The sequence below is a fragment of the Pseudomonas libanensis genome (assembly GCF_001439685.1).
In the GTDB taxonomy this organism is placed as follows: domain Bacteria; phylum Pseudomonadota; class Gammaproteobacteria; order Pseudomonadales; family Pseudomonadaceae; genus Aquipseudomonas; species Aquipseudomonas libanensis.
In genome coordinates, this window is the sequence record NZ_JYLH01000013.1 from 94,518 (window position 1) to 117,785 (window position 23,268).

A 23,268-nucleotide genomic window follows, 5' to 3' on the forward strand; every position below is an offset into this window, starting at 1 on the left:
TGGCTCATGGGCACCAGTAAATCTCTAGAGTAGGTTGCAAAAACGCGCGAATCGGCATGGCAGCAACATCGTTACTGGCCAGCGCGGCGCTCAAGGTGGTCAATTTCGAACTGCCGGAAATCGACAGCACGGTGTAGTTGGCCGTGGCCAGCAAGGCGCGGCTCATGGTCAGGCGCTGATGTGGCACGGTGGGCGCCAGCATCGGCCAGCAACGGCGGGTTCCGTCGGCCTTAAGCGCCTCGCCCAGGTTCGGGCTGTTGGGGAACAACGATGCGGTGTGGCCGTCATCGCCCATGCCCAACACCAGCACATCGATGGCCGGCAGTTCGGCCAGCAGGCGATCAGCCTGCTCGGCAGCGTCTTCAAGATTAGCGGCAGCGCTGTACAGGCTGAGGAACCGGGCCTTGGCCGCCGGGCCTTGCAGCAGGTGCTGCTTTAACAGGCCGGCGTTGCTGTCGGCGTGCTCCACCGGCACCCAGCGTTCATCAGCCAGGGTGATGGTGACCTTGGACCAGTCCAGGCCCTGCTTGGCCAGGTTCTGGAAAAACGCCACGGGGCTGCGGCCACCGGACACCACCAAGGTCGCCTCGCCACGGGCACTGATGGCTGCGCGCAGCTGTTCGGCCACGTCATTGGCCAGGCCATCGGCCAGCAGCGCGGGCGTACGGTACTCATGGGCAGTCACGCCCTGAGGCAGTTTCAATTCAGATATCGCCATACCACGACCTCCCATCCCGCGTGATCAGTGCAATCGAGCTCATCGGCCCCCAGGACCCTGCCGCATACGGCTTGGGCGCATCGCCGGACTTCTTCCAGCCCGCGATCAACTGGTCGCACCACTTCCACGCGGCTTCGATTTCATCTTTGCGAACAAACAGGTTCTGATTGCCGCGCATTACTTCCAACAGCAAACGCTCGTAGGCATCGGGGATGCGTGCGCTGCGATAGGTGTCGGAAAAATTCAGTTGCAGTGGCCCGCTGCGCAGTTGCATGCCCTTGTCCAGGCCCTGCTCCTTGGTCATCACCCGTAAGGAAATGCCTTCGTCCGGCTGCAGGCGGATGATCAGCTTGTTGCTGATCTGCAAGCGCTGCTCGGGAGCGAAGATGTAGTGGGACGGTTCCTTGAAGTGGATGACGATCTGCGACAGCTTTTGCGGCATGCGCTTGCCGGTGCGCAGGTAGAACGGCACCCCGGCCCAACGCCAGTTACGAATATCGGCACGCAGGGCGACAAAAGTCTCGGTGTCGCTCTGGGTGTTGGAATTGTCTTCTTCCAGGTATCCCGGCACGGCTTTGCCGGCACTGTAGCCGGCGATGTATTGGCCGCGCACCACCTGGGTGGTCAGGCCCTCGGGACTGATCGGCGCCAGGGCCTTGAGCACCTTGACCTTCTCGTCACGGATGCTGTCGGCGGACAGGTCGGCCGGCGGGTCCATGGCAATCAGGCAAAGCAGTTGCAACAAGTGGTTCTGGATCATGTCCCGCAGCTGGCCGGCCTTGTCGAAGTAACCCCAACGGCCTTCGATGCCGACCTGCTCGGCCACGGTAATTTCCACATGGGAGATGTAGTTCTGGTTCCACTGGGTTTCGAACAGGCTATTGGCAAAACGCAGGGCGATCAGGTTCTGGACGGTCTCTTTGCCCAGGTAGTGGTCGATGCGATAGGTGCGGTTTTCCGGGAAAAACTGCGCCACGGCGTCGTTGACCTTGCGCGAGGATTCCAGGTCCGAACCGATGGGCTTTTCCAGCACCACACGGGTGTTGTCCGCCAGGCCGACCTTGGCCAGGTTCTCGCAGATCGCGCCGTAAACCGCCGCCGGGGTGGCGAAATAGGCAATCAGGCGTTGTTCGCTGCCGACGTTCTCGGCCAGGGCGACGTAATCGTCAGCCTTCATGAAGTCGACATGCACATAGGCCAGGCGTGCGAGGAAGCGTGTGGTCACGGCTTCGTCGAGCTCCTTGCCGACGTACTTACGTAATTGTGTTTCGATATGGGCCAAGTGTTGCTGCTCGCTACCGGCTTCACGGGCCAGGGCGAGGATGCGCGTGTCGTCGTGCAGCAACCCGGCGCCATCGAGTTGATAGAGAGCAGGAAATAACTTGCGCAGCGCCAGATCACCCAAGGCGCCAAACAGGGCAAAGGTGCAGGGTTCTACGGTTATCGAAGGCATGATGTTTGTTCTTTTATCAAGTTAAGCTACAAATACCTTTTTTCAAGGCATCACTCAAGGAAAAATGTAGTAATAACCACAACATTTTGCCGAAATACGCATTCCGAGTGGTGGTGTTCAGCTACCCTCAGTAGGATAGGCCACCGCAAAGCGCCACTCATCGATTGGTCACTGCCCCTTATTTGCATCGTCGCCCGAAGGAAAGACTGAATGGACCGCGTGCGAAATCTTCTGGAACAGATCCGGAACCGCCTCGAAGAATTGAACAAGGCCGAGCGCAAAGTCGCTGAAGTCATCCTGCTCAACCCGCAGCAGGCCACACGCTTCTCGATCGCCGCCCTCGCCCAGGCCGCCTCGGTCAGTGAACCGACGGTCAATCGCTTCTGCCGTTCGTTCGGTGTCAGCGGTTACCCTGAACTTAAATTGCAGCTGGCGCAAAGCCTGGCCAGCGGCGCTGCGTATGTCAGCCGGGCCGTGGAGGCTGATGATAACCCCGAAGCCTACACCCAGAAGATCTTTGGCAGCGCCATTGCGTCCCTGGACAGCGCCTGCCAGGCCCTGGACCCGGCCCTGATCAGCAAGGCGGTGGACTTGTTGATCCAGGCGCGGCAGATCCACTTCTTCGGCCTCGGGGCCTCGGCGCCGGTGGCGATGGATGCGCTGCACAAGTTTTTCCGTTTCAACCTGGCGGTGACCGCTCATGCGGATGTGCTGATGCAGCGCATGATCGCTTCGGTGGCCCACACCGGCGAGTTGTTCGTGATCATTTCCTACACCGGACGTACCCGTGAGCTGGTGGAAGTAGCGCGTATTGCCCGGGAAAACGGTGCTTCAGTACTGGGCGTGACCGCCGAGAACTCACCGCTGGCCAAGGCCAGCACGGTAAGCCTGAACATTCCGCTGCCGGAAGACACCGACATCTATATGCCGATGACGTCACGCATCATCCAGCTGACGGTGCTGGATGTGCTGGCAACCGGCATGACCCTGCGCCGCGGGGTGGATTTCCAGCCGCATTTGCGCAAGATCAAGGAGAGCTTGAACGACAGCCGGTATCCGGTGGGGGATGAGTTCAACTAGCAGGAATCTTTGCCAGCAGTACCGGCCCTATCGCAGGCAAGCCAGCTCCCACAGGGGAATGCATTCCAAATGTGGGAGCTGGCTTGCCTGCGATAGAGCCATCGGCCACACCGCTAAGCTCCAGCCCTGGCCTGCAAACTCAAATGGGCCCTCTCCCCCGGCGCCAGGCTGGCCCCGGCCATCGCCGATTCCACGCACACAAACCCCGACGCCTCGTTAAAGCTCACACCCAACAACGGCCGGCTACCCGGATGCCACACCACCGTGTCGGCGCTGTCGCCAGTGTCGATGCACAGCTCACGCTGCCAGGCGCGGTCCTTGAGCTGCAATTCGCCCTCATGCTGGAACACCCGCTGGCAACCGCCATCGACCCTTAGTTCGCCTTCCTGCTGGCAAACCTGGCGATTGAGCTGGTCGTAGCCCTGCGCTCCCTCAAGCCCAGACAGCGCTACCTCATCAACGTGACCAATACGCCAGTAAGCGTGCAACGCATGGCTCAACTGGCACGGCAGTTCATCCTGATGCTCGGTGCTCAGGCGCAGGTCCAGGGTTTCGCCCAAGTGCGCATGCAAATCCACCTGCCAGTCACACAGCTGCAATTGCCAGTGCAGGCGCACGCCGTCGTCGTCGGTGCTGCTGTCGAGCAGCTTCCAGTCGATCAAGCGTGCCCAACCATGGGAAGGCCAGGCGTTTTCGCTGGGATGGCGGCCATACCAGGGCCAGCATACCGGCACGCCACCACGAATGGCGCCGACTTGCGGCCATTTGGCGGCGCACCACAGCCAGGGTTTCTGGCCCGTGGGCTGAAAGTGCAGCAATTGCGCGCCCTGGCGACTGAACACTGCCTGGCACAGGGGATGGTCGATCACCAACACGTCGCGCATCTGAAAGCGCTCCCAGGCGAACACCGGACGTTCGCGCAGGGATTTGAAAAAGCGTTGCAGCGGTTGCTCATGCATGTGCCCAGGTCCCGAATATCACAGTGCAACCCAAAAAAAAGCGGATAGCCATGGCTACCCGCAAATGCGCACAGAGAGAGGAGCTTATCGCAACAGCGTTAGAACGTAGACTGAATTTTCAGGCCAGCGACCAAGGCGTTGTCGACTTTATCCACGCCGCCAGGCTGGACAACGTATTGCAGGTTGGGACGCACGGTCAGCCAGTTGGTGACGTGGAAACCGTAGTTGAGTTCGACGTTGTACTCGGTCTCACGAATGGGCGTGTACAGCGGATTGTCATAGTCGCTCACACCATTGGCGGCGTTGAGCAGCTGAGAGTTCTTCTTCACGTCATCGTTGACATGCAGGCGAGCGACGCCAATGCCGACATCATCTTTTGGACGCGCGTCGAATGGGCCCTTGTACACCAGCATCAACGACTGGTAGTTGTCGACCAGGTTGGTTTCCTTGTCATGGAAGGTCGCGTTGGCAGCGATGTTCAAGCCACGGGAAGCGTCACCGTTATGCGTGGTCAGTTGCTGTTGCGCAACGAACCAGTAACCTTTCTTGCTGCTACGGGTACGGAAGTCTGCGCCAGAAAGGACAGCATCGCCGCCGTTGACGTCTTCACGGACATCCGGGGCATCGGCGGCGCTCTTGTAGAAGCCCACACGGTATTCGCCCGGCAGGTTATTAACCTTCGGCGACCAGACCAATTCCACCGGAATCACAGTACCCTTGGTACCGCTACCGCTGAGTTTGAAGCCGTTGCCGTGCTCCAGTTGCGATGGGTTCTGGTTGTAGGCGCCGATTTGCGCATACAGCTCAGGCGTGATGTTGTATTTCACACGGATCGCGGCCTGGGCCACCGGCCAGTTGTACCAGGTGTTGACGTAGTTACCCACCTGGGAGCCACAGAACGACAGGTTCTGGAAGTCGCACGGGAAGGTGTTGAAGTCTTCGCCTTCACCGAAGTAACCGAGTTTCACGTCCAGCTTGTTGTCGAACATCTGGTGCTGAATCCAGAACTGGGTCAGACGTACCATGTGACCACGACCGTAGACTTCCTGGGACGAGCTCAAGGTGCCGGCACGCGGGTCACCAATACGGTCATTGGAGATGTTCTGGCCATTACGATTGGTCAACTGGATTTTGGCCTGGGTGTTATCCCAGCCCCAGAGTTTTTGCAGGTCCAGTGCCACGCCCAGACCGAACTGGTCAGAGTAGCGACCAGTCTTGTCGTCGTTGTAGCCGCCGTGGGCGTTGTAGCCCATTTCCCCAACGTAGTCGGCCTTGATGTCGATACCTTGCTCGATCAGCTTGGTACGCTCACCACCCCAATCGCCGGTCATCCACTTGGAATCGGCGCTGAACGCATCGGCCGCCATCGCATTGGCGGACAATACAAGGGCTGCTGCTGCTGACAGTTGGCAGATCAGCCGAGTGTTGTTGTGTTGCTTTTTCATCCCTACATCCTCGTCTTTATTGTTATTAAACTGTTTTTATCTAACGCGGGTTACATTTTTTAACTAAAACAACTGCTTATCTGCTTCAGCGACCCTTGAATTGGGTCACGTTGTCGGCATGCCCCTGTGCCGGCAGCGAAGCAGCGGTACCCAGTCGCTCACCGGTCTTTGCGTCAAACAGCAACACCTTGGCCGGGTCGAATTGCAGGGTCAGGGTCTCGCCTACCTGCGGCGCCACGTCTGGCGCCAGGCGGCAGCAGACCTTGGTGTCGTTGAGCTGCACAAATACCAGGGTGTCCGGGCCGGTTGGCTCGGTGACCTGGACTTCGGCACGAATGCTCGATGCGCTGTTGCCCTCGCCCGCCGCCAACATGATTTGCTCCGGGCGCAGGCCCAGGATCACATCGCGGTCCTCAAGGCCGGCGTCCGTCATGTTAAGCGCAAGCTCGCAACGGGCCTGGCCGCTGTCGAGCAGCGCCACCAGGCGGCCGTCCTTGCGTTGCAGGCGCAGGGGTACGAAGTTCATTGGCGGCGAACCGATAAAGCTCGCTACGAACTGGTTGGCCGGGTTGTTGTAGATCTCTTTCGGCGTGCCGAACTGCTGGATGATGCCATCCTTCATCACCGCCACTTTGTCGCCCAGGGTCATCGCTTCGATCTGATCGTGGGTGACATAGACGGTGGTGGTTTTCAGGCGCTGGTGCATCAGTTTCATTTCGGTGCGCATCTCGACGCGCAGCTTGGCGTCGAGGTTGGACAGTGGTTCGTCGAACAGGTAGATCTTCGGCCGACGCGCCAGGGCACGGCCCATGGCCACACGCTGTTGCTGGCCGCCGGACAACTGGCCGGGCTTGCGGTTGAGCAGGTGTTCGATCTGCAGCAACTTGGCTACCCGTGCTACTTCGGTATCGATATCGGCCTGGGGCATCTTGCGGATCTTCAGGCCGAACTCGATGTTCTCGCGCACGCTCATGGTCGGGTACAACGCGTAGGACTGGAACACCATGGCGATGTCACGGTCCTTGGGGCTCATGCCGCTGACGTCCTGGTCGCCGATCATGATTGCGCCGCCGCTGATGGTCTCAAGGCCGGCGATGCAGTTCATCAGCGTGGATTTGCCACAGCCCGACGGGCCGACCAGGATCAGGAACTCGCCTTCCTTGATCGACAGCTCGATGTTCTTCAAGGTGTCGGGCAGGCCGGCGCCATAGGTCTTGTTTACATTGCGAAGTTCAAGCGTAGCCATGATTACCCCTTGACCGCGCCGGCCGTAAGGCCGCGCACGAAATACTTGCCTGCGATCACATAGACCAGCAGGGTCGGCAGCCCGGCGATCATCGCCGCCGCCATATCCACGTTATATTCCTTGGCCCCGGTGCTGGTGTTGACCAGGTTGTTCAGCGCCACCGTAATGGGCTGGGAGTCGCCGCTGGAGAACACCACGCCGAACAGGAAGTCGTTCCATATCTGGGTGAACTGCCAGATCAGGCAGACCATGATGATCGGCGTCGACATCGGCAGGATGATCTGGCGGAAGATAGTGAAGAACCCCGCGCCATCCAGGCGTGCCGCCTTGATCAGCGCATCCGGAATGCTCACGTAGTAGTTACGGAAGAACAGCGTGGTGAACGCCAGGCCATAGACCACGTGCACAAACACCAGGCCGGTGGTGGTGCTGGCCAGGCCCATCTTGCCGAGGGTGAACGATGCCGGCAGCAGCACGGTCTGGAATGGCAGGAAGCAGCCGAACAGCAACAGCCCGAAGAACAGCTGCGAACCCCGGAAACGCCAGAACGACAGCACATAACCGTTCAAGGCACCGATGGCGGTGGAAATCAGTACCGCTGGCACGGTGATCTTGATCGAGTTCCAGAAGTAGCCATCCACCGTGGCCCAGGCCTTGACCCAGCCGATGCCGCTGACCACGGTCGGCCAGCTCAGCAGGTTGCCGGTGCTGATGTCTTCCGGGGTCTTGAAGCTGGTGAGCAGCATCACCACCAGCGGTACCAGGTACAGCAGCACCGCCAGGATCAGCACCGCGTAGATCGCGATGCGGCTCAGGCTGATGGCAGGTTTGGCAACGAGACTAGTCATTACGCTTGGTCCTCAGCTCGGAATACAGGTACGGCACGATGATCGCGAGGATCGCACCGAGCATCAGGATCGCACTGGCCGAGCCCATGCCCATCTGGCCACGACTGAAGGTGAACGAGTACATGAACATCGCCGGCAGGTCGGACGAATAGCCAGGGCCACCGGCAGTCATGGCGGCCACCAGGTCAAAGCTCTTGATCGCAATGTGCGCCAGGATCATTACCGCACTGAAAAACACCGGACGCAGGCTGGGCAGCACCACGCTCCAGTAGATGCGCGGCAGGCTGGCACCGTCGATCTGGGCGGCGCGGATGATCGACTGGTCGACGCCGCGCAGGCCGGCGAGGAACATCGCCATGATGAAACCGGAGGCTTGCCACACGGCGGCAATCACCAGGCAATAGACCACGCGGTCCGGGTCGATCAGCCAGTCGAGACGGAAGCCTTCCCAGCCCCAGTCACGCAGGAGTTTGTCCAGGCCCATGCCCGGGTTGAGCAGCCATTTCCAGGCGGTACCGGTGACGATCATCGAGAGCGCCATCGGGTACAGGTAAATGGTACGGATAAAACCTTCACGGCGGATTTTCTGGTCGAGGAAAATCGCCAGCGTCACCCCGATCACCAGGGTGATGCCAATGAACATGCCGCCGAATACGGCCAGGTTCTTGCTCGCGACCCACCAACGGTCGTTGTCGAACAACCGCTCATACTGCGCCAGGCCCGCCCATTTGTAGCTGGGCAGGAACGTCGAGGTGGTGAACGACAGCACGAACGTCCACAGGATGTAGCCATAAAAGCCCACCAACACGATGAACATGCTCGGCGCCAGCACCAGTTTGGGCAGCCAGCGTTGCAGTGCATCGAACGGCGAGGCCTTGCTGAACACAGCAACAGAACTCATGGGGAAATCCAGTACAGGGAAAAAGAACTACAGGAGCATGCCTTGTGAGGGGGCAGGGGGTTTCCCCTCACAAGGACCAGCAGTGCTAACTGTTACTTGGCCGACTTGATCGCCGCGCCAAGCTTCTTGGCGGTGTCGGCCGGGTCGGCTTTCGGGTCGTTGATGTAGTTGGTCACCACGTCAAAGAACGCACCTTGCACCGCCAGGGTAGTGGCCATGTTGTGCGCCATGCTTGGCTGCAGGCCACCGGTCTTGGCGTCGGTCAGGAAGTCCTTGGCGGCGGTCTGGGCGCAGGTGTCGAAACCGTAGGAATCCATTTTATTCAGCATGTCGTTACGCACAGGGATCGAGCCCTTGTTGATGCTGAACACTTTCTGGAAGTTCTCACCCAGCACGACTTTGGCGATGTCCTGCTGACCCGCGGCAGTGCCTTTGTCTTTCTGCTTGAACACCGCCAGGGAGTCGATGTTGTAGGTAAAGGCTTTGTCGGTGCCCGGGAAGGCTACGCACTCGTAATCCTTGCCGGCGACTTTCTTGGCCGCAGTCCACTCGGACTTGGCCCAGTCACCCATGATTTGCATGCCGGCCTTGCCGTTGATGACCTTGCCGGCCTCGAGGTTCCAGTCCTGGCCTTTGCCATCGACGTCCATGTAGGTCGCGACTTTTTTCAGTTCGGTGAGGGCCTTGACCATTTCCGGTCCGGTCAGTGCGCCGTTATCCAGGTCGACCAGGGCTTTCTTGTAGCCATCGGCACCCATCACCGACAGCACCACCGCTTCGAACACGGTGCTGTCCTGCCAAGGCTGGCCGCCGTGGGCGAGCGCAATGAAGCCCGCAGCCTTGAGCTTGTCGCCGGCTGCGTAGAATTCTTCAAGGGTGGTGGGGTTCTTGGCGATACCGGCTTTCTTGAAGACTTCCGGGTTGATCCACAGCCAGTTCACGCGGTGGATGTTGACCGGTACGGCAACGTAGTCACCGTCGTACTTGACGGTGTCGGAGACTTTCTTGTCGAGCAAAGAATCCCATTTTTCTGCTTTGGCGACGTCCTTGAGCACGTCGGTGTCGAGCAGGCCGGTGGACGCCCATTCCTGGATGTCGGGGCCCTTGATCTGGGCAACGCCTGGTGGGTTGCCGGCGACCGCACGGCTTTTCAGCACGGTCATGGCGGTGGCGCCACCGCCACCTGCTACGGCACCGTCTTTCCAGGTGAAGCCGTCTTTCTCAACTTGGGCCTTCAGCACATCCACAGCCGCTTTCTCACCGCCTGAGGTCCACCAATGCACCACTTCAACCGTACCTTTGGAGTCGGCGGCAAATGCACTGAGGGGAAACAACGAGGCAATGGAAATAGCGACGGCGAGGCGATTAATCGCGTTCATCTGAGTACCTTTTCTTGTTGTTATGCATGCAAGTCTAGAGCTTGCGCTGCACGGAGTTTAAACATGGATTTCCAGGGTGCAGGTAACAAAGGGACGTACAAATGTCACCACTTGGTGACATAACCACCCTGGGCTAAAGCGCTGGTCAGGCTGGGTGACAAGGGTAGCGCCGGCAGCATCACCGCTTGCCAGGCATGGTACAGGTCCGGTTTGCCACCCCAGATCTTGCTGCTGGGCTGGTTGTGGGGGCTGAGCTCGTGGTGCCAGCTGCCGTTGATGCGGTCGATAAAGTGGGTTTCGCAGAACTCCCAGAATCGGCGGTACCAGGTTTCGTAATGCAGCTCACCGGTACGCTTGAGCAAAGCTTGCGCGGCGGCACTGGCTTCGGCGTGGGTCCAGTGCAGACGCTCGCGCACCACCGGGCGATGGTTCCAGTCCAGGGTGTAGACGATGCCGGCAGCGCCATCCACCGCCCAGGCGTATTCACAGGCACTGGCAAACAGGTTTTTCGCGTCGCTTACCAGCCAGTCTGGCGTGCTGAGCCCTGCCTGCAAGCGCGAGGCTTCAAGGTGCAACACCAGCCGGGCCCATTCGAAACCGTGGCCGGGGGTGATGCCATAAGGGCGAAAGCCATCGGCGGGGTTGTCCTGGTTGTAGCCCGGCAGCGGCTTCCACTGCGCGTCGAAATGCTCGATCACCATGAACTGGCTGCCGGCGGCGTGGGTATGGATCACCCGTTCGACGATGCGCAGCGCGCGATCCAGCCAACGGGTATCTGCGGTGACGTCGGCCAGGGCCAGGAAGGCTTCCGTCGCGTGCATGTTGCTGTTCGCGCCGCGATAGGCTTCGACGCCGCTCCAGTCCTGGGCGAAGGATTCGAGCATGACGCCCTCCTCCTCGCTCCAGAAGAACTGGTCGATGATATGGATAGCGTCGGCCAATAAGGCCTGTGCACCGGGCGCGCCGGCCACTGCGGCAGAGCTGGCGGCCAGGGCGACGAAGGCATGCAGGTAAGCAGCCTTGCCGGTGTTGCCATCAAGGGCTTCAGGTGCGGCGAACCAGCCACCGTGCTCACTGTCGCGCAGCGGGCCGCTGAGGGCCGTCACACCATGCGCCACCCACTCGGCGTAACCAGGCAGCCCCATGGCATGGGCCATGGAGAAGCTGTGGGTCATACGGGCGGTGTTCATGGTTTCGGCGTGGGCATTGGCCAGCAGTTGGCCTTTATCGTCCAGGTTGCCGAAACCTTCCGGCAGCCGCGATGCCTTGGCAAACGCCAGCAGGCGCTGGCCTTCGGCGGCAAGCCAGGCGTGATGGGCAGGTGCGTTCAGCCAACTGCTGGCAGGCAGTGGTTGGGTGGTCATGGGTGGCCCTTATTGTTTTTTGTGGGATGACCGGAGTCTAAACAAGGACGCGGGAGGGGCAAGTAACGAAGGGGAAAAGAAATGTCACTACTTGGTGACAATCAATTTCCAAGTGAAAATCCAAAATGTGGGAGAGGGCTTGCTCCCTCCCACATTTGGATATCACTCACAGCCTATAACTGTGGTCATTGACCCAACGGAGTAATCGCCGCAGGCGCATTCAGGCGCTGGTTCAGATTCTGCACCTGACTCTGCAAGGTAGTGATATTACGGGTGGTCTGGATGCGGAACACGTCGAACTCCTTGTTGGTCGGCGCATCGAGGTTGGCAGGCTGGTTTTCCTGGGCGCTCTTGAGTACCAGCATGTCCTGCTCGAGGCGGGTGATGGCCGCGCTTGGGTTGCCCTGCTTTTTCAAGGCCGCCACCTCGGTAGACAGGTCCTTGATCTCGCCTTGCGCCGCCTTGAGCGTAGCAACGGCATCGGTCAGGGCCTGCACCTCGCCTTGCAACTTGGCGTTCGCCGCCGTCAGTTCGGCGGTGCTGGCGGTCATCTGGGCCAGGCGGCTATCCAGTTCGGTAGCTTGGCCAGCCACGCCCAGCTGTTGCTTGCCCTGCTCCTGCAACTGGTCCTGCAACTGCTTGATCTGCAGTTTCAACGCTTCGCTGCCGTTGTTCACGTTGGCTTCGCTGGCTACCACCTTGCCGGAGATAGCCTGCAGGCGCCCCGCCGCCTCCTCGCTGATCCTTGCAAAGCTTTCCTGGGTAGCGACCAACTGCTGCCCCATCAGCGAAATCTGCTGGAAGCTCCACCAGGCGAGGCCAGCAAAGGCGATCAGCAATGCGCCGACCAACGCCCACAACGGGCCGGTGCTGGCGCTCTTGACCTTGACCACGGGCGTCGCTCGCGAGCGCACCGACGTGGCGGGCGTCGGCACGAAATCATCGTCGTCCCCATGGTCGGCCCGCAGGGTGGGAACGTTGTCGAGATCATCGTTTGCATCGTTACGCATGAATCTACCCTGAATCAATGAGATGGCTGGCTGCAAAGCCGAGCGGCAGGAGTATAAACCGTACTCCCGGCGCATGGATCGACCCGGAACCTGGAATTCGGTTCCCGGTGTGTTGCTGGTTATGAGCTTATTTGAAGCCCGGGTCCTGAGCCTTCCACCAGCTGCAGAACTCGTCGAGCGCGGCCCACAGGCTGACCTTGGGCTCGTAGTCGAGATAATGCCTGGCGCGGCTGATATCGAGGGTGAAATCCTTGTTCATCACCTGCATGCCCAGGCGCGATAACGCCGGCTCCGGCCGCCCCGGCCACATGGCGCAAAATGCCTCATTCATGGCTGCCACGCTGTAGGACAAACCATAGGATCGATACCGGGTCACTTGGGGCAGCTCCATTTGTCGCATCACGTAGTTGACTACATCCCACACTGGCACCGGCGCACCGTTGCTGATGTTGTAGGCCTTGCCCAACGCCGAGCCGGGGGCGAGCAGGCTGCTGAGCAACGCTTCATTGAGATTATGCACGCTGGTGAAGTCGACCTTGTTCAGGCCGTCGCCCACAATAGCCAGGCGATTTTTGTGCTGCATTTTCAACAGGCGCGGGAAGATGCTCATGTCGCCGGCACCGGTAACGAAACGCGGACGCAGGGCCAGCACTTCAAGGCCAAACTCCTGGGCCCCGAAGACTTTCTGCTCGGCCAGGTACTTGGTGGCGGCATAGGGATGCTTGAAGCGCTTGGGCACTTGCTCTTCAGTGAGCCCCAGGTGATCGCGACCATCGAAGTAGATCGATGGCGACGACAGGTGCACCAGGCGCCCGACACGCTGCTTGAGGCAGGCTTCGACCACGTTTTCGGTGACCAGCACATTGCCCTGGTGGAAGTCCTGGTATTTGCCCCACAGCCCGACGGCGCCGGCACAATGCACCACGGCTTCGACATCGCGGCACAGGTCGCGTACCAGGTCGGCATCATTCAAATCACCCTGGATAAACTCGGCACCACGCCGTACCAGGTGTTCCACACCTTCGGCGCGCCGCCCGTTGACCCGCACATCCAGGCCCTGCTCAAGGGCGAAACGCGCAAAGCGCCCGCCGATGAAGCCGCTTGCGCCGGTGACCAGAATTTTCATGTAGTACTCCGTGTTCTTTCGTTTTTCATCGCTGTTGCCTTGACGCCTGCCGCTACTCCAACGGCACCAACCATTGGCCACACGCCTGGGCCAGATGGTCTGTCAACAGGCCCAACAGCTGCCCGCCACTGCGCCAATGATGCCAGTACAGCGGCACGTCGATGGGCTTATCTGGCAATAACTCGACCAATGCGCCGGTTTCCAGCTGGTCACGCACCTGCAATTCAGGCACCAGGCCCCAGCCCAGACCGGCTTCCGTCAGGCGGATAAAGCCTTCGGATGACGGGCATAGATGGTGTTCGAAACCACCATTCACCCCGAGAGAAGCCAGGTAGCGGTGTTGCAGGAAATCATCCGGGCCAAACACCAGCGCAGGAGTGCGCGCCAATTGATCGGCCCGCACGCCCTCGGGAAAATGCCTGGCAATAAAGGCTGGGCTCGCCAGCGCGCGATAACGCATGGCACCCAGCAATAGACTACGGGCACCGGCCACCGGGCGCTCGCTGGCGCAGATACAGGCTGCCACTTCACCGGCACGCATGCGCTTGAGGCCTACCGTCTGGTCTTCCACCACCAGGTCCAGCAGCAAGTGCTGTTCGGCGCAGAAGTCGCTGACGGCCTCTGCCCACCAGGTGGCGAGGCTGTCGGCATTCAGGGCGATGCGCAGGCGTTCGGGCATGCCCTCCTCGTCGAGGGCCGGCACCTGGCTTTGCAGGTCGCGCTCGAGCAAGCGCACCTGTTGCACATGGTTGAGCAAGCGCCGACCGATATCGGTGGGCGTCGGCGGCGAAGCGCGCACCAGCACCGGCTGGCCGATACGCGCTTCCAGCAACTTGATGCGCTGGGAGATGGCCGACTGCGACAGCCCCAATACATGGGCGCCACGTTCAAAGCCGGCCTGTTCCACCACTGCCGCCAGGGCAGACAACAATTTATAGTCGAACATCAGTTTCTCTAATGAGCGATCAGCAATATTGGTTTTTCTTATACAGGCACGATCCGCATCATAGCCAGCATCGTTTGAGCATTAACAAGGATCTTTCAGTATGTGGCAGAGCTATATGAATGGATTGCTGGTGGCCCTCGGGCTGATCATGGCAATCGGAACGCAGAACGCATTCGTCCTCGCGCAGAGCCTGCGCCGCGAGCACCATTTGCCCGTCGCGGCCTTGTGCGTGATCTGCGATGCGCTGCTGGTGGCCGCCGGAGTGTTCGGCCTGGCCACTGTCCTGGCCCAGAGCCCGATACTGCTGGCGGTGGCGCGCTGGGGCGGTGCGGCGTTCCTGCTCTGGTATGGCGCGTGCGCGCTGCGCAGGGCCTGTTCGAAGCAAAGCCTGGACCAGGGAGCCAACCTTAAGACCCGCTCGTTGCGCGCCGTCCTGTTGAGCGCGCTGGCGGTGACCCTGCTTAACCCCCATGTGTACCTGGACACCGTTCTGCTGATCGGCTCCCTGGGCGCGCAACAAACAGAGCCGGGCGCCTACGTGGCCGGCGCAGCCAGTGCATCGTTCCTGTGGTTCACCACCCTGGCGCTCGGCGCGGCGTGGCTGGCGCCCTGGCTGGCACGCCCGGCCACCTGGCGCCTGCTAGACTTGCTGGTCGCGGTGATGATGTTCACTGTGGCCTATCAATTGATCAGCGCCTGACAAATATTCCAAAACGCTCTGGAACCTCTATCCCACACAGTTGTTGCGTGGTTATGCCGCACCCCCGGTGCTATGATCGGACTCCTGCGCCGCAAAGAGTACAAACTCCCCGGCGCATGTCTGGCCGCCCGTGATCGGCCTTGCGCTCACCGCAACTGACCTGATTAGGAGAATCATCATGGCTTTCGAATTGCCGCCGCTGCCCTACGCACACGATGCCCTGCAGCCGCACATCTCCAAGGAAACCTTGGAATACCACCACGACAAGCACCACAACACCTATGTCGTGAACCTGAACAACCTGGTGCCAGGCACCGAGTTCGAGGGCAAAACCCTGGAAGAGATCGTCAAGTCTTCCTCGGGTGGCATCTTCAACAACGCCGCTCAAGTCTGGAACCACACCTTCTACTGGAACTGCCTGGCGCCAAACGCCGGCGGCCAACCGACCGGCGCATTGGCTGAAGCCATCAACGCAGCGTTCGGTTCGTTCGACAAGTTCAAGGAAGAATTCACCAAGACGTCCGTGGGCACCTTCGGTTCCGGCTGGGGCTGGCTGGTGAAAAAGGCTGACGGCTCCCTGGCCCTGGCCAGCACCATCGGCGCCGGCAACCCGCTGACCAGCGGCGACACCCCGCTGCTGACCTGCGACGTGTGGGAACACGCTTACTACATTGACTACCGCAACGTACGTCCAAAGTATGTGGAAGCGTTCTGGAACCTGGTCAACTGGAAGTTCGTGGCTGAGCAGTTCGAAGGCAAGGCCTTCACTGCCTAAACAGCGCGTTCAGTAAAGAAAGCCCGGCGATTGCCGGGCTTTTTTGTGCTCGTCAGACAGACCGCCCAAAAATACCGGAACCCAACAGTAACAATTCACCACACATGCAGCAGGAGGAATAAACCTCCTGATTAATTTTCAATGTGGAGAATGTCGATGGATCCTATTTCGATGGCGGCAGGTGCTGCGGGTGCAGTCCCACTGGTAGCGGGCATTGTTGATAAAGGTCTGGACGCGGCAAACGGCGCGATGGACCTTTGCAACAAAGCCATGGACATGGCCGGTGAAGGCTCGAAGATCGGTGGGGAAGAACAACAGCCCGAGGGCCAGGTCAACTTTTAATCGTCCCCAACTCGAAGGCGGATCTTCTCCGCCTTCTCCCCTGCCAGGCTTTCAGCCCCTCCCCTTCCTATAAGTTTGTCCAGCCAAAACCTCAATTGAGCCCAGTCCCCAATGTCCCTTTGACTGCCATCATCAGATTGCCAATACTCATGGCATATTGAAGGCCACCCGCATGAGACAAGGAATGCCCCTTTGAAGCTGGAACTCAAGAACAGCTTGTCGGTGAAGTTGCTACGGGTTGCGCTGCTGTCGGCCTTAATCGTGGGCGTGGCGCTGAGCGTGGCGCAGATCGTTTTCGATGCCTACAAGACACGCCAGGCCGTGGCCGGCGACGCCCAACGGATTCTAGACATGTTTCGCGACCCCTCGACCCAGGCCGTCTACAGCCTGGATCGCGAAATGGGCATGCAGGTGATTGAGGGCCTGTTCCAGGATGACGCGGTGCGCATGGCTTCCATCGGCCATCCCAACGAGACCATGCTCGCGGAAAAAAGCCGCGCCTTGCAGCAGTCCCCCAGCCGTTGGTTGACCGACCTGATTCTCGGCCAGGAACGCACGTTCACCACTGCATTGGTCGGCAAGGGTCCTTACAGCGAGTATTACGGCGACCTGAGTATCACGCTCGATACGGCCACCTACGGCAACGGCTTTATTGTCAGTTCGGTGATTATCTTTATTTCCGGCGTCCTGCGCGCGCTGGCCATGGGCCTGGTGCTGTATCTGGTCTATCACTGGCTGCTGACCAAGCCACTGTCACGGATAATCGAGCATCTGACCTCGATCAATCCCGACCGCCCCAGCGAGCACAAGATCCCTCAGCTCAAGGGGCACGAACGCAACGAGCTGGGGCTGTGGATAAATACCGCCAACCAGTTGCTCGAATCCATCGAGCGCAATACCCACCTGCGCCACGAGGCGGAGTCGAGCCTGTTGCGCATGGCCCAGTACGACTTCCTCACCGGCCTGCCAAACCGCCAGAAGCTGCAGGAGCAACTGGACAAGATCCTCACCGACGCTGGCCGCCGGCAACGACGTGTAGCTGTACTGTGCGTGGGGCTCGATGATTTCAAGAGCGTCAATGAACAATTTACCTACCAGGCCGGCGACAAACTACTGCTGGCCCTGGCCGACCGCTTGCGCGCCCACAGCGGCCGCCTTGGCACGCTCGCCCGCCTGGGCGGCGACCAATTCGCCCTGGTACAAGCCGATATCGACCAGCCCTACGAAGCCGCCGAACTGGCGCAAAGCATTCTCGATGACCTGGAAGCGGAATTCGCACTCGACCATGACCTGATTCGCCTGCGCGCCACCATCGGCATTACGCTGTTCCCGGAAGATGGGGACACGACCGAGAAGCTGCTGCAAAAAGCCGAGCAGACCATGACCCTGGCCAAGAGCCGCTCGCGCAATCGCTATCAGTTCTATATCGCCAGTGTCGACAGCGAAATGCGCCGACGCCGCGAACTGGAAAAGGATCTGCGCGAGGCCCTCGGCCGTGAGCAGTTCCACTTGGTATACCAGCCGCAGATCAGCTACCGCGATCATCGAGTGGTCGGCGTGGAAGCCCTGCTGCGCTGGCACCACCCTGAACACGGCCTGGTACCGCCGGATTTGTTTATTCCGCTGGCGGAACAAAACGGCACCATTATTCCGATTGGCGAATGGGTGCTGGACCAGGCGTGCCGGCAACTGCGCGAATGGCATGACCTGGGCTTCACTGAACTGCGCATGGCCGTCAACCTGTCCACCGTGCAATTGCACCACACCGAGTTACCGCGGGTGGTCAACAACCTGATGCAGATCTACCGCCTGCCACCACGCAGCCTGGAGCTTGAAGTGACCGAGACCGGCCTGATGGAAGACATCAGCACCGCCGCCCAGCACCTGCTGAGCCTGCGCCGCTCCGGGGCGCTGATCGCCATCGACGACTTCGGCACTGGTTATTCATCCCTGAGCTATCTGAAAAGCCTGCCGCTGGACAAGATCAAGATCGACAAGAGCTTCGTCCAGGACCTTCAGGATGACGACGACGACGCCACGATCGTGCGCGCCATTATCCAACTGGGCAAAAGCCTGGGCATGCAGGTGATTGCCGAAGGCGTGGAGACCGCCGAGCAAGAGGCCTACATCATCTCCGAGGGCTGCCATGAGGGCCAGGGCTATCACTACAGCAAACCCCTGCCGGCACGGGAGTTGGCCGCTTATTTGAAACAGTCCGAGCGCAATAACGCAGTGAGTCTCTGACCGCGAAAAACGATACTGAATATTTCCCACGCATAAGCCTTTACACAAAATGCAAATCTTTCGCATTATGTCGCAGCTTTTGCGCTCACTGCGCGCCCTATTCACCACCGAAGCAGGATGTTCGCCATGATTCGTATGCCCCTGGCCACCGCCAGTCTGCTGGCCATTGCCATTTCTCTCGCCGGCTGCGGCGAAGGTAAAGACAAGGCCGCCGCGCCTCAAGCTCCCGCAGCCGCCAGCGCTACCGCACCTGCAGCTGCCCCGGCAGGCCAGGTCGACGAAGCGGCTGCCAAAGCCGTGGTCGCGCACTACGCAGACATGGTGTTTGCGGTGTACAGCGATGCCGAATCCACCGCAAAGACCCTGCAGACCGCAGTCGATACGTTCCTCGCCAACCCGAACGACGAAACCCTCAAAGCGGCCCGTACCGCCTGGATCGCCGCCCGCGTACCTTACCTGCAGAGCGAAGTGTTCCGCTTCGGCAACACGATCATCGACGACTGGGAAGGCCAGGTGAACGCCTGGCCCCTGGACGAGGGCTTGATCGACTACGTCGACAAATCCTATGAGCACGCGCTGGGTAACCCAGGCGCCAACGCCAACATCATCGCCAATAACGAGATCCAGGTCGGCGAAGACAAGGTCGACGTCAAGGACATCACCCCGGAAAAGCTCGCCAGCCTCAATGAGCTGGGCGGTTCCGAAGCCAACGTTGCCACCGGCTACCACGCCATCGAATTCCTGCTCTGGGGCCAGGACCTCAACGGCACCGGCCCTGGCGCGGGCAACCGCCCGGCCTCGGACTACCTGACCGGTGACGGTGCAACCGGCGGTCATAACGAGCGTCGCCGCACTTACCTGCGCGCCGTGACCCAGCTGCTGGTCAGCGACCTGGAAGAAATGGTCGGCAACTGGAAACCCAACGTCGAAGACAACTACCGCGCCACCCTGGAGTCGGAACCTGCCACCGACGGCCTGCGCAAAATGCTGTTCGGCATGGGCAGCCTGTCCCTGGGCGAGCTGGCCGGTGAGCGCATGAAGGTGTCCCTGGAAGCCAACTCGCCGGAAGACGAGCAGGACTGCTTCAGCGACAACACCCACTACTCGCACTTCTACGATGCCAAGGGCATCCGTAACGTCTACCTGGGCGAATACACTCGCGTTGACGGCACCAAGATGAGCGGTGCCAGCCTGTCATCCCTGGTAGCCAAGGCCGACCCGGCAGCCGATTCGGCCCTCAAGGCTGACCTGGCGGCGACCGAAGCGAAAATCCAGGTCATGGTCGACCACGCCGAGAAAGGCGAGCACTACGACCAACTGATCGCCGCTGGCAACGACGCGGGCAACCAGATCGTACGTGACGCCATCGCCGCACTGGTCAAGCAGACCGGTTCGATCGAAGCCGCTGCGGGCAAGCTGGGCATCAGCGACTTGAACCCGGACAGCGCTGATCACGAGTTCTGATCCGTACGCTGTTGAAAAAGGCGACCTGCGGGTCGCTTTTTTTATACCTGTTTCAAACACCGCAGATCCCCCTCCCACATTTTGCTCCGTGTAACCTCAAGCACTCTGGTTTACATGCCCTGCACCGTAGGTAGAATGGCGCCTCTGCCCAATCACCCGAGCGAACTTCATGGCGTTGCCGACCCTGCGCATCATCGGTTTCATCATCGGCATCTTCCTGATCACCCTTGCGGTCGCCATGGTCATCCCGATGGCCACCCTGGTGATCTTCGAGCGCACCAGCGACCTGCCCTCGTTCCTGTGGGCCAGCCTGATCACCTTTATCGCCGGGCTGGCCCTGGTCATCCCCGGTCGCCCCGAACATGTGCACCTGCGCCCCCGGGACATGTACCTGCTGACGGTCAGCAGCTGGGTGGTGGTGTGCATTTTTGCCGCCCTGCCGTTTTTGCTGACCCAGCACATCAGCTACACCGATTCGTTCTTTGAAAGCATGTCGGGTATCACCGCCACCGGCTCCACGGTATTGAGCGGGCTGGACAGCATGTCACCGGGCATCCTGATGTGGCGTTCGCTGTTGCACTGGCTTGGCGGCATCGGCTTTATCGGCATGGCGGTGGCGATCCTGCCGCTGCTGCGCATCGGTGGCATGCGCCTGTTCCAGACCGAATCTTCGGACCGCTCGGAAAAGGTCATGCCCCGCTCGCACATGGTGGCGCGGCTGATCGTGGCGGCGTATGTGGGCATTACCATCTTCGGCAGCCTGGCATTCTGGTGGGCCGGCATGGGCTTGTTCGATGCGATCAACCACGCGATGTCGGCAATTTCCACCGGTGGGTTTTCCACGTCGGATGAGTCCCTGGCGCACTGGAAACAACCAGCGGTGCATTGGGTCGCCGTGGTGGTGATGATCCTCGGCAGCTTGCCGTTCGCCTTGTATGTGGCCACATTGCGCGGCAACCGTCGGGCGCTGATCAAGGACCAGCAGGTACAAGGCTTGCTCGGCCTGTTGTTCGTGACCTGGCTGGTACTCGGCACCTGGTACTGGTGGACCACCGACCTGCATTGGCTCGACGCCTTGCGCCACGTGGCTCTGAACGTGACTTCGGTGATGACGACCACCGGATTTGCACTGGGGGACTACAGCCTGTGGGGCAACTTCTCACTGATGCTGTTCTTCTACCTGGGCTTTATCGGCGGCTGCTCGGGCTCCACGGCGGGCGGCATCAAGATCTTTCGTTTCCAGGTCGCCTATATCCTGCTCAAGGCCAACTTGAACCAACTGATTCACCCACGTGCGGTGATCAAGCAAAAGTACAATGGCCATCGCCTCGACGAAGAAATTGTGCGCTCGATCCTGACCTTTTCGTTTTTCTTCGCCATTACCATCTGCACCATCGCCCTGGCCTTGTCACTGCTGGGCGTGGACTGGATGACCGCCCTGACCGGCGCCGCCAGTACCGTATCCGGCGTCGGCCCGGGCCTGGGCGAAACCATCGGCCCGGCCGGCAACTTCTCCACCCTGCCGGATGCGGCCAAGTGGATCCTGTCCCTGGGCATGCTGCTGGGCCGGCTGGAGATTATTACCGTGTTTGTGCTGTGCATTCCGGCGTTCTGGCGCCACTGACCGTCGACATTGCCAGCAGCCGCGCCCGGTATTCGCCAGGCGTAGCATCAAACCAGCGACGAAACGCACGAAAAAAGTTGCTCGGGTCGGCAAAACCCAGCAGGTAGGCAATTTCCAGCAGGGTCATGTTCGGCTGGGCCAGGTATTGCTCGGCCAGTTCGCGACGGGTGTCATCGAGCAAAGCCTGGAAGCTGGTGCCTTCTTCCTGCAGACGCCGCTGTAAGGTGCGCTGGGACAGGTGCAACGTCTGGGCCACCGCTTCGCGCTTGGGTTCGCCCTGGGGCAGCAGACGGCACAACACCTGCCGCGCCTTGTGGGTCACGCGACTTTCGGAAAAACGCGCCAGGTATTCACCGGCAAAGCGGTCGTGCAGCAGCGCCATGGCTTCGTTGGCGGTGGGCAGTGGCGCCTCCATGTCGGCTTGCTCGAAGATCAGCGCGTCATAAGGTGCATCGAACTGCAAAGGCGCATGAAAGGCCTGTTTGTACGGCGCCAGGTCCGCAGGTTGATCGCCCTGCAGCAGCACTTTGCGCGGTTGCAGGGTGCGACCGGTAAGCCAGCCGCACAAGGCCAGGGCGCTCGCCAACGAGGCTTCGGCGCTTTGTCGGGTCGGTGGCAGGTGATCGCCATGAACCGTCAGAATCAACGCATAGCCTTCGGGCAACAGCCGGAAGCTCAAGTCAGCGCTTTCGGCGATGATGCGCTGGTAGCGCACCAGTCGCATAAAGCCTTCGGCCAGGGTGTTGCTGGACATCAAGGCATAACCTGCGACATGAAACGAGGCAGGACGCACCACCTTGCCCATGTTCAGCCCAATCGCCGGGTTGCCCGACAACTCCACCGCCCGCTGCCACAGGCGAGTCATGGCATCCTGGGGGAAACGCGCGTCGGGGTCATTCAGCGCCGCATAATCCAGGCCCAGTTGCCTGAACAAGGCACGGCAATCCAGGCCGTCCATTTCCAGTGCCTTGACTATCCCCATCGCCCAGCTTGCAGAAGTTGTTCGTTCGCTCATGGCGTCTTCTTATTGAAAGCAGGCTTAAACGGCAGCCAGGAAGCCAAGGATACTAAAATGGCATCTATTGTCACTGGCCGTTACCTGCGATAACTCTAGACTCAAATAAGCTCCCCGCCGAACATCTGTTGGGCGGTATAACAACCCGAGGGCCGGCAGTCGTGGAAAACGTCAAGAAGTTCAACAGCTTTGCCGAGTTCTACCCGTACTACCTGAGCGAGCATGGCAACAGCACCTGTCGACGCCTGCACTTTATCGGCACCACCTTGGTGATCGGCATCCTCGCGTATGCCATTGGCAGGGGTTCACTGGTCCTTTTGCTGGCCTTGCCCGTCGCCGGCTACACCTTTGCCTGGATCGGCCACTTTTTCTTCGAAAAGAACCGCCCGGCGACCTTCCAGCATCCGTTCTACAGCTTGTTGGGGGATTTTGTGATGTACCGCGACATGATCCTGGGCAAGGTGCCGTTCTAAGGGTGTGACCTCATGTCACTTGCGTTTGAACCATGAAAAAAAGTGAATTCGCCGAGATAAAAGTCTTTTTGTCATTTACGGTGCTGTATCCTGCCAAGGCTTTTTGAGAGCGCGGAATCACCTGCGATTGAAAAAACAGACCTTGCGAGGAGCGAC

Annotated in this window: 21 protein-coding genes; 8 read left to right on the plus strand and 13 right to left on the minus strand. The window is 60.0% G+C overall.

All coding sequences use genetic code 11. From position 1 onward, the window contains the following. Positions 1 to 4: 4 nt before the first annotated feature. Together pgl and zwf are read right to left on the minus strand one after the other, a co-directional pair. The gene (gene pgl, locus TU73_RS19935) at positions 5 to 718 is read right to left on the minus strand and encodes a 6-phosphogluconolactonase (RefSeq protein WP_057013667.1); all 714 of its coding nucleotides are present in this window, start codon (positions 716 to 718) and stop codon (positions 5 to 7) included. After that, positions 705 to 2,171, minus strand: coding sequence for a glucose-6-phosphate dehydrogenase (gene zwf / locus TU73_RS19940; RefSeq protein WP_046069259.1), 1,467 nt, complete (start codon positions 2,169 to 2,171; stop codon positions 705 to 707). Before zwf ends, pgl begins: the two co-directional genes overlap by 14 nt. A gap of 219 nt (positions 2,172 to 2,390) precedes the next feature. Here zwf and TU73_RS19945 point away from each other — a divergent pair, with 219 nt between their 5' ends. Then, a complete protein-coding gene (locus TU73_RS19945; protein WP_169856377.1) occupies positions 2,391 to 3,251 on the plus strand; it encodes a MurR/RpiR family transcriptional regulator in 861 nt (286 codons plus the stop codon). A gap of 113 nt (positions 3,252 to 3,364) precedes the next feature. Here TU73_RS19945 and TU73_RS19950 read toward each other — a convergent pair whose 3' ends face one another. From TU73_RS19950 to TU73_RS19995, 10 genes are all read right to left on the minus strand, one after another. Next, complete coding sequence (locus tag TU73_RS19950) at positions 3,365 to 4,210, minus strand: D-hexose-6-phosphate mutarotase (protein WP_057013668.1); 846 nt, start codon at positions 4,208 to 4,210, stop codon at positions 3,365 to 3,367. Positions 4,211 to 4,308: 98 nt separating this feature from the next. After that, positions 4,309 to 5,655: a carbohydrate porin gene (locus TU73_RS19955; protein WP_043049030.1), complete on the minus strand. Its 1,347-nt coding sequence runs from the start codon at positions 5,653 to 5,655 to the stop codon at positions 4,309 to 4,311. Positions 5,656 to 5,740: 85 nt separating this feature from the next. Then, positions 5,741 to 6,901 (minus strand): ABC transporter ATP-binding protein, encoded by a 1,161-nt coding sequence (locus TU73_RS19960; RefSeq protein WP_043049032.1) that lies wholly within the window; start codon positions 6,899 to 6,901, stop codon positions 5,741 to 5,743. A 2-nt stretch (positions 6,902 to 6,903) separates the two neighbouring features. After that, a complete protein-coding gene (locus TU73_RS19965) occupies positions 6,904 to 7,749 on the minus strand; it encodes a carbohydrate ABC transporter permease (protein WP_056847651.1) in 846 nt (281 codons plus the stop codon). Continuing rightward, on the minus strand, positions 7,742 to 8,650 hold the full coding sequence (locus TU73_RS19970; RefSeq protein ID WP_034115703.1) for a carbohydrate ABC transporter permease: 909 nt from the start codon (positions 8,648 to 8,650) through the stop codon (positions 7,742 to 7,744). The genes TU73_RS19965 and TU73_RS19970 overlap by 8 nt, the downstream gene beginning before the upstream one ends. A gap of 92 nt (positions 8,651 to 8,742) precedes the next feature. Then, positions 8,743 to 10,029, minus strand: coding sequence for an ABC transporter substrate-binding protein (locus TU73_RS19975; protein WP_057013669.1), 1,287 nt, complete (start codon positions 10,027 to 10,029; stop codon positions 8,743 to 8,745). Positions 10,030 to 10,133: 104 nt separating this feature from the next. Then, positions 10,134 to 11,393 carry a D-mannose isomerase gene (locus TU73_RS19980; protein WP_057013670.1) on the minus strand — a complete coding sequence of 420 codons (1,260 nt, stop codon included), beginning with the start codon at positions 11,391 to 11,393 and terminating at the stop codon, positions 10,134 to 10,136. Positions 11,394 to 11,578: 185 nt separating this feature from the next. Continuing rightward, positions 11,579 to 12,403, minus strand: coding sequence for a hypothetical protein (locus TU73_RS19985; RefSeq protein ID WP_057013671.1), 825 nt, complete (start codon positions 12,401 to 12,403; stop codon positions 11,579 to 11,581). Positions 12,404 to 12,530: 127 nt separating this feature from the next. Further along, positions 12,531 to 13,529, minus strand: coding sequence for an NAD-dependent epimerase/dehydratase family protein (locus TU73_RS19990; protein ID WP_057013672.1), 999 nt, complete (start codon positions 13,527 to 13,529; stop codon positions 12,531 to 12,533). Positions 13,530 to 13,581: 52 nt separating this feature from the next. Next, the gene (locus tag TU73_RS19995; protein WP_057013673.1) at positions 13,582 to 14,475 is read right to left on the minus strand and encodes a LysR family transcriptional regulator ArgP; all 894 of its coding nucleotides are present in this window, start codon (positions 14,473 to 14,475) and stop codon (positions 13,582 to 13,584) included. A gap of 100 nt (positions 14,476 to 14,575) precedes the next feature. Here TU73_RS19995 and TU73_RS20000 point away from each other — a divergent pair, with 100 nt between their 5' ends. From TU73_RS20000 to TU73_RS20025, 6 genes are all read left to right on the plus strand, one after another. After that, positions 14,576 to 15,175 carry a LysE/ArgO family amino acid transporter gene (locus TU73_RS20000; protein WP_057013674.1) on the plus strand — a complete coding sequence of 200 codons (600 nt, stop codon included), beginning with the start codon at positions 14,576 to 14,578 and terminating at the stop codon, positions 15,173 to 15,175. Positions 15,176 to 15,353: 178 nt separating this feature from the next. Next, entirely contained in the window at positions 15,354 to 15,950 is a 597-nt protein-coding gene (locus TU73_RS20005) for a superoxide dismutase (protein ID WP_043049045.1), read from the plus strand. A gap of 156 nt (positions 15,951 to 16,106) precedes the next feature. After that, on the plus strand, positions 16,107 to 16,292 hold the full coding sequence (locus TU73_RS20010) for a hypothetical protein (protein ID WP_156421242.1): 186 nt from the start codon (positions 16,107 to 16,109) through the stop codon (positions 16,290 to 16,292). Positions 16,293 to 16,484: 192 nt separating this feature from the next. Next, the gene (locus TU73_RS20015; RefSeq protein ID WP_057013676.1) at positions 16,485 to 18,536 is read left to right on the plus strand and encodes a putative bifunctional diguanylate cyclase/phosphodiesterase; all 2,052 of its coding nucleotides are present in this window, start codon (positions 16,485 to 16,487) and stop codon (positions 18,534 to 18,536) included. A gap of 126 nt (positions 18,537 to 18,662) precedes the next feature. Next, a complete protein-coding gene (locus TU73_RS20020) occupies positions 18,663 to 20,000 on the plus strand; it encodes an imelysin family protein (protein ID WP_057013677.1) in 1,338 nt (445 codons plus the stop codon). Between the two features lie 169 nt (positions 20,001 to 20,169). Beyond that, positions 20,170 to 21,624, plus strand: coding sequence for a TrkH family potassium uptake protein (locus tag TU73_RS20025; RefSeq protein WP_057013678.1), 1,455 nt, complete (start codon positions 20,170 to 20,172; stop codon positions 21,622 to 21,624). Here the strand turns inward: TU73_RS20025 and TU73_RS20030 are convergent. Beyond that, positions 21,581 to 22,639: an AraC family transcriptional regulator gene (locus tag TU73_RS20030; RefSeq protein WP_057013679.1), complete on the minus strand. Its 1,059-nt coding sequence runs from the start codon at positions 22,637 to 22,639 to the stop codon at positions 21,581 to 21,583. The two genes, TU73_RS20025 and TU73_RS20030, sit on opposite strands and share 44 nt — an antisense overlap. Before the next feature lie 161 nt (positions 22,640 to 22,800). Here TU73_RS20030 and TU73_RS20035 point away from each other — a divergent pair, with 161 nt between their 5' ends. After that, the gene (locus TU73_RS20035; RefSeq protein WP_057013680.1) at positions 22,801 to 23,112 is read left to right on the plus strand and encodes an Mpo1-like protein; all 312 of its coding nucleotides are present in this window, start codon (positions 22,801 to 22,803) and stop codon (positions 23,110 to 23,112) included. Positions 23,113 to 23,268: the final 156 nt, after the last annotated feature.